12 protein-coding genes are annotated in these 13154 nt (G+C 59.3%); 8 read left to right on the top strand and 4 right to left on the bottom strand.

All coding sequences use genetic code 11. The features are described from left to right. Positions 1-119: 119 nt before the first annotated feature. Genes BLV07_RS05720 through BLV07_RS05710 form a run of 3 tightly spaced genes read right to left on the bottom strand, consistent with a single transcriptional unit; the run spans position 120 to position 3552 of the window. A complete protein-coding gene (locus tag BLV07_RS05720) occupies positions 120-1991 on the bottom strand; it encodes a recombinase family protein (RefSeq protein ID WP_091881010.1) in 1872 nt (623 codons plus the stop codon). Next, entirely contained in the window at positions 1988-2491 is a 504-nt protein-coding gene (locus BLV07_RS05715) for an ABC-three component system middle component 2 (RefSeq protein WP_091881008.1), read from the bottom strand. Before BLV07_RS05715 ends, BLV07_RS05720 begins: the two co-directional genes overlap by 4 nt. Next, positions 2479-3552 (bottom strand): ABC-three component system protein, encoded by a 1074-nt coding sequence (locus BLV07_RS05710; protein WP_091881006.1) that lies wholly within the window; start codon positions 3550-3552, stop codon positions 2479-2481. Before BLV07_RS05710 ends, BLV07_RS05715 begins: the two co-directional genes overlap by 13 nt. Positions 3553-3895: 343 nt before the next feature. Here BLV07_RS05710 and BLV07_RS05705 point away from each other — a divergent pair, with 343 nt between their 5' ends. Further along, positions 3896-4366 carry a DUF6998 domain-containing protein gene (locus BLV07_RS05705; RefSeq protein ID WP_091881004.1) on the top strand — a complete coding sequence of 157 codons (471 nt, stop codon included), beginning with the start codon at positions 3896-3898 and terminating at the stop codon, positions 4364-4366. A 603-nt stretch (positions 4367-4969) separates the two neighbouring features. Next, a complete protein-coding gene (locus BLV07_RS05700) occupies positions 4970-6325 on the top strand; it encodes a tyrosine-type recombinase/integrase (RefSeq protein ID WP_091881002.1) in 1356 nt (451 codons plus the stop codon). On the opposite strand, the gene BLV07_RS05695 is transcribed toward BLV07_RS05700, so the two are convergent. Then, entirely contained in the window at positions 6273-6638 is a 366-nt protein-coding gene (locus BLV07_RS05695; RefSeq protein ID WP_091880999.1) for a hypothetical protein, read from the bottom strand. The two genes, BLV07_RS05700 and BLV07_RS05695, sit on opposite strands and share 53 nt — an antisense overlap. 448 nt (positions 6639-7086) lie before the next feature. Here BLV07_RS05695 and BLV07_RS05690 point away from each other — a divergent pair, with 448 nt between their 5' ends. The 6 genes from BLV07_RS05690 to BLV07_RS05665 are packed head-to-tail and all read left to right on the top strand — an operon-like array spanning position 7087 to position 13151. Next, positions 7087-7860 carry an enoyl-CoA hydratase-related protein gene (locus BLV07_RS05690; protein WP_244550973.1) on the top strand — a complete coding sequence of 258 codons (774 nt, stop codon included), beginning with the start codon at positions 7087-7089 and terminating at the stop codon, positions 7858-7860. Positions 7861-7905: 45 nt separating this feature from the next. After that, the gene (locus tag BLV07_RS05685) at positions 7906-8766 is read left to right on the top strand and encodes an FAD binding domain-containing protein (protein ID WP_091880995.1); all 861 of its coding nucleotides are present in this window, start codon (positions 7906-7908) and stop codon (positions 8764-8766) included. A 7-nt stretch (positions 8767-8773) separates the two neighbouring features. Then, entirely contained in the window at positions 8774-9256 is a 483-nt protein-coding gene (locus BLV07_RS05680) for a (2Fe-2S)-binding protein (RefSeq protein WP_091880993.1), read from the top strand. Then, on the top strand, positions 9253-10014 hold the full coding sequence (locus BLV07_RS05675; RefSeq protein WP_091880991.1) for an N-acyl homoserine lactonase family protein: 762 nt from the start codon (positions 9253-9255) through the stop codon (positions 10012-10014). Before BLV07_RS05680 ends, BLV07_RS05675 begins: the two co-directional genes overlap by 4 nt. After that, positions 10007-12409, top strand: a complete 2403-nt coding sequence (locus BLV07_RS05670) for a xanthine dehydrogenase family protein molybdopterin-binding subunit (protein ID WP_244550972.1) — start codon at positions 10007-10009, stop codon at positions 12407-12409. Before BLV07_RS05675 ends, BLV07_RS05670 begins: the two co-directional genes overlap by 8 nt. After that, positions 12402-13151: an SDR family NAD(P)-dependent oxidoreductase gene (locus BLV07_RS05665; protein ID WP_091880987.1), complete on the top strand. Its 750-nt coding sequence runs from the start codon at positions 12402-12404 to the stop codon at positions 13149-13151. The genes BLV07_RS05670 and BLV07_RS05665 overlap by 8 nt, the downstream gene beginning before the upstream one ends. Positions 13152-13154 lie beyond the last annotated feature (3 nt).

The following is a 13154-nucleotide window of genomic DNA, read 5'->3' as shown; positions in this document are numbered from 1 at the left end:
TTTATCTTCACCATCGCCGCAGTTGCCCGCGTTTGCGCCAGCATTCAACTCCGCGATGGGTTCACTCAATCTTGCTTCGGCGTCCCGTTAATCCGTGCCGGCTTACTCAGCCGATAAATCTATCTCGATCGTTCTTCTATGGTAACCACAGGGAAGAGACCTGCGCGACCTTCTTCGGAATTCCCAGTGAATTTCTGTGCGTAGGACATCGACCGTACGTCGTCCGGTGGGTCGGTGTTCTCGATGATTATGACCTGCTGATCGCTGGAAACCTGCTTGAGGTACTCGTAGAAGCGCACCTTAAGGTCGGTATGTCGTAAGTCATCATCAGCGCCATCTGGTTCCTTGTACGAGAGCAAAGGGGAGTCGAGCAGCGCAAAGCCTGGATGGGGGGTATCTTGCTCCTTACAATATCGGAGCAGCCCAATCGTAAACGCCGACTGCGTGATTGCTCTTAGACCCTTGCCAAATGACGTCCTGTTCTTGCCACTGATAACCAAATCGCGCGCCTTCTGATCGAAAAAGACGCGTTCGGCGTTTGGAAAATGCCAGCTTTGGAGGATGTTCTGGACGACAGTAGAGAACTTGTCGAGGCTCCCTGCAGGCAAGCTGGTATCCGGGGTGTTGCCGCCAGCTTCCTCTGCCTCCTCCAGTTCGAGTGCGGCCCTGCGATCCTCCAGGTCCTTGAGAGTTTGATAAAGACCGAGTGCTTCACGTACCTCGGCGCGCTTGTCCGCCAATTCAGTGTACGTGGTGCGCATCGCCCTCAAGTTGGGCGCCAGTTCTTGCTCGATCTTCGAGCTCACCTCGAAAACGTCTTGTTCGAGCTTGGGGAGGCGTCGCTGAAGGCTGCGTGACTCGGTGGTAAGCTGACGCACTGTTTTTGCAAGGTCTTCCTGAAGTGTGGCAATCTTGGAAAGCTCGGCTTCGGCCGCCTTGACAACCTGGTCCGTGTCGCCTTCGCAATCCGCCGAGCGGTGCTGATGCGCTGGTTCTGCGCCGCAAAGAGGACACATCCCGTCCGAGAGGGACGAGAACATCGTGCCGGCCTCTCTTATTCCTTCCAGCCTTTCGACGTCGGATTGGTAATGCCTTCCAAGCAGATCGAATCGATCAAGCAGAACGTGGACCTCTGCGAGACGTTCGTTGGCTTCCTCTAGCTTGCGCCGAGCATCGCGGCGCCGGCTGGAGGCGTCCCGAAACTCGCTTTCGCTAGCGGCGAGCTGCTGTCCTCTGCGCCGAATGGTCTCGTCGAGCCGTTGTTCCTGTTCCTGCAGTTGCTTCGGCGGGCCCGACAGTTGCCTTATCTTGGCTTGGTTCGCTGCGATCAGCTGACCGAGAAGCTCTATCTGTCCTGCTCTGGAATGCTCCTGTGGTGAACTCCGCGCCGGGACGAGCGCGGAGTCGTCGACACCAGTCAGAAGTAGCTTAAACGTCGCCGTATTGGGTGTGTCGGCGACGAGATTGCCGTCAGACAAGGGCGAGCGCTTCTGGATGATCTCCTCCTCGTCCACGATCGCAAGCCTGGCGAGATTCCTGAAGCTCAAGCTATTCGTTTCGTTAAGCTTGTTGCGCCGGATTCGTTTGTCGATGACACCAATCTTCTTCAGTAGGAAGCGCGATAGGTTATCTTCCTTGCGTTCATCATGCTGATCGCGCAGCTCAACGGCGCCTTCGGGAAGCTCGGTTTCGTGCAGGCCCTCGACCATCAGGAACCCGCCGCCTCCCGTGCTCCGATGCAACGTAAACGCCTCCCCGGAGGTTAGCTGCATGCCGAGGAGAACTCGGTCATAGCCTTCGCGCTCAGGGAAATCACGCAGCGGGCCTTTGCCACCAAGCATGAAGTCGATAGAATCGAGAATGAATGACTTGCCGGTGTCGGAAGCGCCGTAAAGGACATTAAAGCCCGATTCGAAGCGCATGGTTGCCGGCGGTCGGTTTGGGCCGAGGAAACTTAGGTGACGGATTTGGAGACGGGCAAAGTCGCTCATGACGTGCTAATGCTCCGCTCGAACTCCTGGAACTCAATTATCCAGTCCTCGAAATATTGTCGAATGAGTGCGTTGAACTCGGCGTCGGAGTAGCCACTGAAATGCTTGATGATCCAATCAGCCCTGTCTTTGAGTTTTAAGAGATAGGGCGACTGCAAAGCATCGAGAAATGCCGCCGCGTTCTCCCCGGCGACATACATCAGACCTGCTTCCTGTGGGGCCTGTTCGACCAGGTCCCGCGACATCATCAAAATCAAACCCTGATGCACGATGCCGCGTCTTACCTCGGCGTCAGGCGAACGAAGTGGCGTCGGCGGATGCAAACTCTCCGGTCCTCCTTCGAGGTCCCTGGTTCTGACCAAAAGATAGTCGAGCGCAGTCAGGCGTTGCAGGTCGAACGCCTTCGGATACGCGGCGCCGAGGAGTGCCACCGCGCGTATGCCGGCTTCGAGCGGGCCGTTGAACGTGACCTGCCGCCGAGGAAGCTTTATCGCGTCCATTTCAGTTTGTCGTCATTAGCAAGTTGATGGCAGATGCCTCTTCGATCCTGCGTTTGCGCAATGGGCGCGATGGGATTTGCCGTGATCGACATGTCTTGCGCCGCTTTTGTGACCGCCACGACACGCTTGTACCCGTCCTCATAATCGTCGTCGTGGGTGTCGATCACGCCTGCGTATATCTCATCCTGCAGCCGTTCAAAGGTGCCAGGCTCCACCTTGTCGCGGACGAACACCCGCAGCGCTTCAGCCTGATAAAACGCCTCGCGTTGCCGCGAGAAATGCTCTCTCAGCGGGGGCTTTCCGAGATCGGTGGTCGAGGTGACGGGCTTCTTCAGGTGATCCGCGTAAGCGAGATAAAGCTGTTCGACATATTTGGTTTCATTCGCTTCAATGTCGGTCGGCGGGCAGGGTACGGCCGGACGAGCCGGAAAACCGCCGCCAAATCGAGACAGATGGTAGGGCGACTTCTTGTGTTCGTCGATCAACGCAAGGGGCTGTTTGCCTTTGAAAATCGTGAAGTCGAAAGCGTTGACGTAAGCGAGGAAGGCGCCCTGCAGCAGGATATCTCCGGTGGTAGTAATTTCTTTGCGGCAGTGCTTCTCCCAATTGCTGATTAGCTCTTGCTTAAGTTTGGCGGGATTCTTCAAGAGGTTGTTCAGCTTTGTCCCGATGCCGGAGGGGGCGATGAACGTGTAGCTGCGCGGCGCCTTGTATTCTCCGCTGAACGAGAACCAAAGCACCTTACCGAGCTCAACGTAGATATCTGACGGCCGCAGCGGATTGTCGTAGTGCTTGCACTGATAGCTGTCCCAAATGCCGATGAAATCCTGGCCGGGCTCGAACACCGCAATGTCGACGCCCTTGTCGCCGGCACCTGAAAATCTGACGACCTCTTTTCCTTCGAAGAAATAATGCGCCCACTCGTTGGTAAAGGCTTCCCATTCGTCAGGCGAATACAGCCTTATTCTCGCGATCGGCAGGATCGGGGGGCCGCCCGTGACCTGTTGAGCCGTTACAACCGTCGTCGACGGCGGTAGAACGATAGGCTGATAGCCATGCATATGAGGTCACCGTCGCCCGAACACGCATGGGTTACGCGGTCGGCGGCAAGTGACGGGGGCGCACGATCGCAAGGTTGAATGATCCTTTTGTTGCAAGCTTGAGTATGACGTAGCGGCTCGTGATCGCAATATCAATCGGCGCGACAGCATTCTTTAGTATCATCAACGGCTTATCGACAGTCGGCAAGGCTGTGATAGTTCGCTTGCGGCACCGGGTGCTTAGTGATCCGCTCGGTCGAGCAGATTCCGAATCGGCTTGGTTCGGATATTAATAACCGCATGGATCTGAGCGATTACAAGTCCTGGCGTGCGCTCGTTTTTTGAAGTCGAAGAGGATTGGTCAATGGAAGATCGCGCCGAGCGTGTGAAGCAAATACTTGCCACTGTGAAACCGCTCGCGGCCGAGTATTACCGGCTCACCGGCAAGCCCTTAGGGGTTACAGGTGAAGTCGCCGAGTACGTCGCGGCAGAGAAGCTCCAACTGGAACTGACCTCAGCTCGCACGTCCGGTCACGACGCGATCCGCAAGACGCCGGCTGGCGAGATCAGAGTACAGATCAAGGGACGTGCGTTTGGCGAGGACTCAAAGCCGAGCCAGCGATTGGGCCGGATCAAGGAGAACGCCGACTGCGACGTCGTCCTTCTCGTCGTGCTCGACAATACTACCCTTGAGCCGGTCGGCATCTGGGAAGCTGCTTACGACAAGGTCATCGCGCGTCTGAAGGAGCCAGGCTCGAAAGCGCGCAACGAGCGCGGGGCGCTTAGCGTCGGGGACTTTAAACGGCTCGCAAAAGCCGTGTGGCCGCTAGTATGATGGGTACAGGTCAAGGGTCCGCAGGAATGTCTGGGAATCTAATTCAAGACGTGATGAAATCAGGTCATACTTGATCGCTCGATACTGAGCACCTCCAGCTCCGGATCATGCCATCCTGCCCGTGTTTTGCCCGACGTGTCAACCGAAATTCGGAAAATACGTAACCCATTGTTTCCGCTCGCGTCCGCTACTGTGCATGGGGTTGTTTTTTCATTTTTTTGATGAGACGGGTCGGGACAGCCGCGAGTGGGCCGTCAGGCGGCCGCGATCGCTCGAAACTGGATGGTTCAGGAAGAAAAATGGTGGGCGCACAAGGGATCGAACCTTGGACCTCTCCCGTGTGAACCACAATCTGTAGACCGCGGCCAACCAAATTCCGCCACAGTAAAATTAGAAAAAGCACTGTCGTATAGGGACAATTGTCCATATGCGGCCATAGTGGGCCATGTTTGGACATCCCATATCTTGTATGCCCCCGCTGTGCCCTTCGTGAGTTTTCCCTTCGGGCACACTAGAGCCGGAAAGCATCGAGTGAACGGATTGCGTCCCATTTGTCGGCCTGCTTTGAAAGTGCGGCGGGGGACGAGGAGAAGGGCAGGGACGATGGAAGCGAGTGATGAAGGCCACAGCCCTGGAGTGACGACGAACTACTTGAGGCTCACTGACGCGGCGATCCGTGCGGCGACGCTGCCATCAGGCAAGTCCCAGCACTATCTCCACGACACCGAGCAGCCTGGGTTGGCGATCAGGATGCGCGCGACTGGCGGCCGGACTTGGGTCTACCTTTTTACCAAGCCTGGGGCGAGGGGCACGCAACGCAAGACGTTGGGTGCATGGCCCAAGTTCAACGAGAAGGCCGCGCGCCTAGCCGCTACCATCGCCGCCGGCGAGGTGGCAAAGGGGGGCGATCCGAACGATGGCAAGCGCGAGGCCAAACGGCAGCAGCTGGCCGAGCGGGAGTGCATCACGCTGGCAAACCTGGTTGTTGAGGACGGCCCCTACGAAACATCGCTGACTGGACGCCAAGTCGTTAACTGGAAGCCAGCGATGTCAGCGCTCAGGCGCGGTCTCAAGGCTCATGTCGATCTCGCCATCGGCGAGCTGACCCGGCGGCAAATCATGGCGGCGGTGGATAAGATCGCCAAGACTGGCAAGCGGGGCGCAGCCAAGGACTTGCGTAAGCACGCCCACACATTCCTCGAATGGTGTGTCGGTGAAGGTTACGTCGAGCACAACGTCCTCGCCGGCTATCGCGCGCCGAAGGAAACCCGGGCGCAGCGGCTCGGACGTCGCACCAAGGGTCGGGCGTTGACCGACGAGGAGATCATCAAGGTCTGGCAGGCGGGCGGCAAGCTCGGTGCGTTTGGGCTATTGACGCGGATGTGCTTGCTTAGCGGTCCGCGCCGGAGCGAGCCTACCATGATCCAGTGGCAGAAGCACATCATGGATGACCGCGTTACCTTCGACGAGGCATGGACCAAGATGGGCCTGCATCACGACGTGCCGCGCACCCACCTCGTTGACGAGGTGCTCGCTGCCGCGAAATACTTCCAGCGGGCAACCTCCGACTTTGTATTCCCGTCGCCGAAGACCGGCGGCCAGATGTCAGGTTTCACCAAGATGGTCAGCCGTCTGGTCAAGGAAGCAGGTGTCGCCAAATTCACCATGCATGATTTGAGGCGGAGCTTGCGCACCATCATGTCACGCTGCGGCTATGACAACGAAATCCAGCGGCTGTGCGTCGGCCAAAAACCGCGTGGGATCGATCAGGTCTACAATCACGACGAACAGTGGATCATCCGCAAGATGGCATTCGAGGCGGCTCACGACTACATCGCGCAATTGGTCGGCGCGAAACGGGTCGGCAACGTCGTCCGGCTGCAACGGACGAATCCGCTCGACGCTATCAAGGGAGAATTGCTCGGTCGTCTCCGCGAGCATTATGCGGCTGGGGGCTAGTAATTTTGTCGCACCCAGCCAGATAGTCGCGCACCGCATCAACACGATAGAGAGGGCGGCGATCGACGTAGCGCCATTTCAGCGGGTGATTCGGATGGCGCCGCCACTGCTCGAGCGCCCCGGGTGTGCGCCGGACGACCGCCGCCACCTCCAATGCCGTCAAATTGGAGCTGCCTGGCAGTTTATCGATATCGAACGTCGCGGGCGGCGGCATGCCACGGTTCTTGCGAGGACGTTTCACATCGCGCGACATTTTCCTATCACCTGGCAAACTAAATACATCGATCCGATTGATTTCGTCCTTGTCGCCCATGTCTTCGACTGAATCATGATAGGTGCGAGGCAAAAAGATATTAGGCTTTCTTAGCAAGAAAGGAATCTAGAGCGGGAGTCTGGCTGCTGGGTAGCTATGGCGTACAAATAGGACAAATACCCGTTAATCTGTGCGCTTTCGGACGCCCAAGCCGAGCACGGATTTATGCGCGGCCAATCTACCGTCGCATCTGCGCCGTACCAAAGTGCAACGCAACGACGCCGAACCTACTGTGGACGACACGCATGCAGGCATCGTACGCGCCCCCATCGGAATAATCGCGACTCCTGTCTCTTGGCGCACGCTAGGAGCGACTGGGCGTCAATCTCTAGGAATAGTTCTACGCGCCTGGCCGACCAATCCCATGTTGATTCGGAACGCAGCTTGACACGTCAAAATAAATAGTCTAGTTATGCAAGTGACATTCGAAATGTTAGAGGATCCGCACTTGGAGGCTATCAAGATCGACCGGTGCGACGGTATCGCGCGCGTCACCCTGAACCGGCCCTCTGTGAAGAATGCCGTCACGCTGGCGATGTGGGGTGAGCTGTCCAGAATTTTTTCTCGCCTTGCTGACGACCGAGATGTCCGCGCGATCGTGCTGGCGGGGGAAGGCAATAACTTCTCAGTAGGCGCAGATGTCAGCGAATTCGGTGAGATCCGAGGCAACAAGCGTCAGAGTGCCGATTATGAAGTGGTAGTCGATGCATGCTCTGATGCAATCGCGGCATCGGGAAAGCCGGTTGTGGCGGCCATTTCCGGTTATTGCCTTGGGGGCGGCTGTCATCTCGCGCTGGCCTGCGATTTTCGCTTCGGCGATCGAACCGCAACGATCGGGATTCCGTCGGCCAAGCTATCGATCGTCTACGGTGTTCGTAGCGTGCAGCGACTGCTGGGACTGTCGGGCATCGCGAATGCCAAGCGCATCCTTTACTCAGGCGACCGCTACCCAGCAGAGCAGGCGATGTCCATGGGATTGATCGACGAGATGCACGACGACGTCGCGCTCGCTGCCGAACAGTTCTCGCGGCGCTTGGCGCGTAATGCGCCTCTCTCGATCGTGGGCGCAAAATACATGCTGAACGGCCTTTCGATGGGAACCGGGACTCTTGATCTGGCGGTGGCGCAACAGCTTATCGATGCTGCTTCCGACAGCGAGGACTTCAAGGAAGGCCGGCGCGCCTTCGCAGAAAAGAGACAGCCGCGATTTCGCGGCGAATAAGAACGACCAAACAGGGAAGACAACCGGCTTTGGAGGGCGAATTCGATGAAGCCTGCCAAATTTGATTACATAGCGCCAACGACGGTGGATGCAGCAATCGAAGCCTTGTCGACGGCAAACGGCGAGGGAAAGGTTCTCGCCGGCGGCCAGAGCTTGCTCCCGCTCCTGAACTTCCGGATGGCGCGGCCTGCGGTTCTGGTCGACCTGAACGGCATCAAAGAGCTTTCGTTCATCGAGTTGAGAGGCGATCGCATCGCAATCGGAGCGCTGACGCGGCATCGCGAGATCGAGCAATCGCCCCTGATTGCGTCGAAGCTGCCTGTAATGGCGGCGGCGATGCGTCACGTGGCGCACCTGGCGATCCGCAATCGTGGCACCATCGGCGGCAGCGTGTCTCATGCGGACCCCGCGGCTGAGTTGCCGATGCTCTCCTTATTCTACGACGCGACGCTGTCGGTTCAGGGCCCGTCAGGGCGTCGGTCTATAGCTGCCGAGGATTTCTTCGTCGATGCCCTGACAAATTGCTTGGGGCCCGACGAGATCGTGGTGGAGCTCGAATTTCCGGTTTTGCAACACAGCGGTTGGGCCTTCGAGGAAGTCGCCCGCCGCTTTGGCGATTTCGCGCTTGCCAGTGTCGCCGTCTCGGTCCGGCGCAAGTCTTCTACCATCGACGACGCGCGCGTAGCCGTGATGGGTGTGGCCGACACACCGCTCCGGCTGAGGCAAGTCGAGGGCAAGCTAACCAGCATCGCGATCGACGGCCAGACGCCGGATCGATTTTCGGAACTGGTCACGTCGTGCGTATCGGCAAATGGCGATCTTCACGCCTCTGCCGAATACCGCCAGCACTTGCTGGGGCAGTTGGCCAAACGTGCCATGCAAGCGTCCTTGGCGGCGAAGGGGTGATCCGGCGATGACTGCGACAGTATCGGTAACCGTCAACGGCACGAAGTACGACGAATCGGACGTCGAGCCGCGCCTCCTGTTGTCCGACTTCCTGCGCGAAACGCTGGGGCTGACGGGGACCCACGTCGGATGCGAGCACGGTGTTTGCGGTGCATGCACCGTGCTTGTGAACGGCGACAGCGTCCGCTCTTGCCTCATGCTCGCCGTTCAGGCCAACGGCGCGGAGATCACGACAGTGGAAGGCCTTGGGACCCCTGATGTGCTCAACGAGCTGCAAGGCCAATTTCGCGAGCATCACGGGCTTCAGTGCGGCTTCTGTACGCCGGGCATGCTGATCACCGGCGAAGATTTGCTCCGCAAATATCCGCTCGCGACCGACGATGAGATCAGGGAAGGATTATCGGGCAATCTCTGCCGCTGCACCGGATACCAGAATATTGTTGCCGCGATCAGGAGCGCGGCTGCGATGCGTGCGGAGAAAACGTCATGAAGTTGAACTTTCTTCCCGCCGGGCGCCTTCGCATGAAGAAGAGCATATACGTGGCCGGCGCCGACCGCAGCGAGATGATTGATCTCCCGGTCAGCAGCGCCCTGATCCGGCACAAGCAGGGTAATGTGCTGTTCGACACCGGCTGCCACCCGTCGGTGGTCGACCATGCGGAGGAGCGCTGGGGATCGCTCGCCAAGGTCATGAAACCGCTAATGAGCGCGAACGAGACCTTGCTCCCGAGCCTTGCCTGTGTCGGGCTGGAGCCGGACGATATCGATGTCATCGTCAACTCTCATTTCCACCCCGACCATTGCGGCTGCAATCAGTTCTTCCGCAAGGCCACGATCCTCGCCCATGCCAAAGAGATCGACGCCGCAAACGCACAGGGTTCGGAAGCTGCGGGCTATCTCCGCGCGGATTGGGACTACGGCCAGCCTATCGAGCCCGTGCACGGCGAGAAGGATCTCTTCGGGGATGCCAGCGTCGTCCTGGTGCCGCTGCCCGGCCATACGCCGGGCTCCCTCGGCGCGCTGGTAAGCCTCGACCGCGACGGTCAGTTTCTGCTCGCTTCGGACGCGGTCAGCCTGCGTCAAAACCTCGACGCCGATACCGCGCCTCGCAATACCTGGAACCTCGAGGAGCAGCTTAAGACGTTCGCAGAAGTGCGGCGGATCGAGAACGCCGGTGCGGCGGTGATCTGCGGCCATGACGACCGGCAGTGGCAAGGCCTACGCAAGGGAATCGATGGCTATGAGTAACGACATGCGCGCGCAGCCATCGGATGTCGTGCGACCGCGGAATGTCGGCGCGTCCATCAAGCGTACGGAGGACCTGCGGCTGCTGACCGGTCGCGGCGAATACAGCGCCGACCGGAAGCCTGACCGGCCGCTTCACATCGCCTTTCTTCGCAGTGGTCAGCCACATGCGCTGATCGCGCGGATTGATACTGCCGTAGCGCAGGCATCGCCGGGCGTGGTTGCGGTGTTCACCGCGGAAAGCATCTCCGGCGACTTCAAACCGGTGATTCCGTTTTCGCGGATGGCGAATTACTACGCGACTCCGATCATGCCTCTTGCCTCCGGCAAGGTTCGCTATGTCGGCGAGGCGGTTGCTGCCGTCATCGCCACCTCGCGATATCTTGCGGAGGATGCACTCGAGTTGATCGAGGTCGACTATGAGCCGCTTGGTGCGTTATCGCGCGCGGAGCTCGCCGTCGTAGATGACGCAGCGCTGCTGCACGAAGAGGCTGGCACCAACGTCCTGATCGCGCGCGAATTCAGGAAGGGTGACGTCGCGGGCGACCTCGAGGCCGCTGTGGTGAGGGTAGGTGGCCGTTTTGAAATGACCCGCAAGGCTCCGCTTGCGATGGAGCCCCGAAGCTACACGGCCGAGTACGAGAAACGGCGAGACGCTATCACACTGTATACGTCATCGAATATTCCCGGAATCGTGCGTGACGCGATTTCGGAGTCGCTCGGCCTTCCAGGCCACCGCCTGCGCGTGGTGGCGCCCGATGTCGGTGGAAGTTTCGGATCAAAAGGGTCGCTCTATCCGGAGGAGCTCCTGATCTGCATCGCCGCCCGCAAGCTCGGCCGCTCTTTGAAGTGGACGGCGGATCGTCTGGAGGACGTCAGCAGTTCCAGCCAAGCCTTCGCCGAGATCGTCGAGGCCGAGATGGGATTCGATGCCAATGGCGTCGCGACCTCGCTGCAAGCCGATGTCATCGGCGATGTCGGCGCCTATTCGATCTATCCATGGACCTGCGGGCTGGAGCCGGTTCAGGTCGTCAGCTTCCTTCCCGGCCCCTACAAGATCGGATCGTATCGGGGAGCGGTCCGCGGCGTTGCCACCTGCAAGCCGCCCACCGGTCCCTATCGTGGGGTTGGCCGGCCGATGTCGACCTTCGTCGCCGAGCGCTTGATGGACCTTGGCGCTAAGGCGCTCGGCCTCGATCCCTTGGAAGTCAGGCGTCGCAACCTGGTCCGGCCTGAAGATTTCCCGTACCGGATCGCGTCCGGAATCATATGGGACAAGACGGGCTTCCTCGAATGCCTGGATGCCGCCGCTGAGGCAGCGAACTATGAACAGCTCAGGATCCAGCAAGCCGACGCACGCAACCACGGCCGATTGTTAGGCATCGGTATCGCTTCTTACGCAGAACTGACCGGCATCGGATCTCGGATTGCCGTCGCACCGGGTATGCCGATCAACACTGGCTCGGAGACGGCGAAGATCACGATTGATTCGACCGGCGCCATCACGGCCGCATTCGGTGTGGCCTCTCACGGACAGGGGCTCGAAACGACGCTGGCGCAGATCGTGGCCGATGATCTCGGCGCACGGTTCGAGGATGTCCGCGTCATTCAGGGAGACAGCGACGAGGTCCCGATGTCGACCGGGACCTACGCAAGTCGCAGCGCGGTGCTCGGCGGCGGTGCTGCCAAGCATGCATCGCGCATACTCCAGGAAAAGATCAAGCGAGTTTCCTCTCATCTCCTGGAGGCCAATCAGGACGACATCGAGGTTTCTGAAGGCAAAGCCGTTGTGCTCGGTACCGATCGTGCGGTGACCTTCAAGCAGATCGCAAAGGCGGTCTATTCCGATATGAAGACGCTCCCGGTCGAGGCGCGCGAGGAACTGACCGCGACATACACCTACGATCCCATCAATGGAACGACCGCGGCGGCGACCCACGTTGCCGCGGTGGAAATCGATCCGGCGACATGTTTCGTCCGCATACTGAAGTATGTGGTCGCCGAGGATTGCGGCCGGATCATCAATCCGATGATTGTTGATGGTCAGGTGCATGGCGGTGTGGCGCAAGGTATCGGGGCGGCGCTGTTCGAGGAATTGGTCTACGACGACGATGGTCAGCTTCTGAGCGCGAGTCTCGTCGATTATGTGATCCCGTCGGCGCCCGAAGTTCCGGTGATGGACGTCGTCCACATCGAAAGCGAGTCCGCGGTGGCTGGTGGATTCCGCGGCATGGGCGAGGGCGGCACAATCGGCGCACCGGCCGCCATTGCGAATGCAATCGCCGACGCGTTGTCGCCGCTCGATATCGAGGTGTCCATTCTTCCAATGACTCCGGAGCGCATCTTCAAGCTCATGGAGCAGGCCAGGCTCAAATCAAGAGGAAAAGCAGATGAGTGATCTCAAGGGACGTGTCGCCCTCGTGACGGGGGGAGGACGGGATGTTGGCGCCGCGATCTCGAAGATGCTGGCGGAAAAGGGCGCGAGCGTTGCGGTCAATTATCACAGCTCGAAAGCAGAGGCCGACGCGGTAGTTGCCGAGATCGAAAAGGCCGGCGGCAAGGCGAAGGCCTATCGGGCGGACATATCGGACGCGGAGGTTGTTCGGGCAATGGTCGCGAACATCAAGAGCGACTTCGGCGGGCTCGACATCCTCGTCAACAACGCCGGGCTCGTGTTCCGCAAGCGCTTCAGCGAAAGCTCGCCGGAAGACTGGAAGAAGCAGATCGATACTTGTCTCTATGGGGCGCTGAACTGTTCGCATAGTGCCGGGCCGCTGCTCGAGGCCTCAGGCCGCGGCCGGATAATTTCCATCATGGGAGATTCCTCGCGGGTCGGCGAGTCCGGTCTTGCGCTCGGGGCCGCCGCACGCGCAGGTACCATCGCACTGATGAAGTCGTTGGCGCGCGAATGGGGCCGCTCTGGCGTGACGGCCAATTCGATCTCGCTTGGCTTGATCGAGACCGCCCACGACAAGACATGGGTGGACGCAAACCGCGACAAGTTGGTCAAGGCCTATGCCATCCGACGGCTGGGATTGCCCTCAGACGTCGCCCCCTTGGTCACGCTATTGGCATCCGATGCCGGGAGCTGGATCACGGGACAGGTCATCAGCGTCAACGGTGGATACAGTATGGTCTAGGAG

The organism is Bradyrhizobium sp. Rc2d (assembly GCF_900099855.1).
Classification (GTDB): domain Bacteria; phylum Pseudomonadota; class Alphaproteobacteria; order Rhizobiales; family Xanthobacteraceae; genus Bradyrhizobium.
This window is presented reverse-complemented; position numbering and strand designations above follow the sequence as displayed.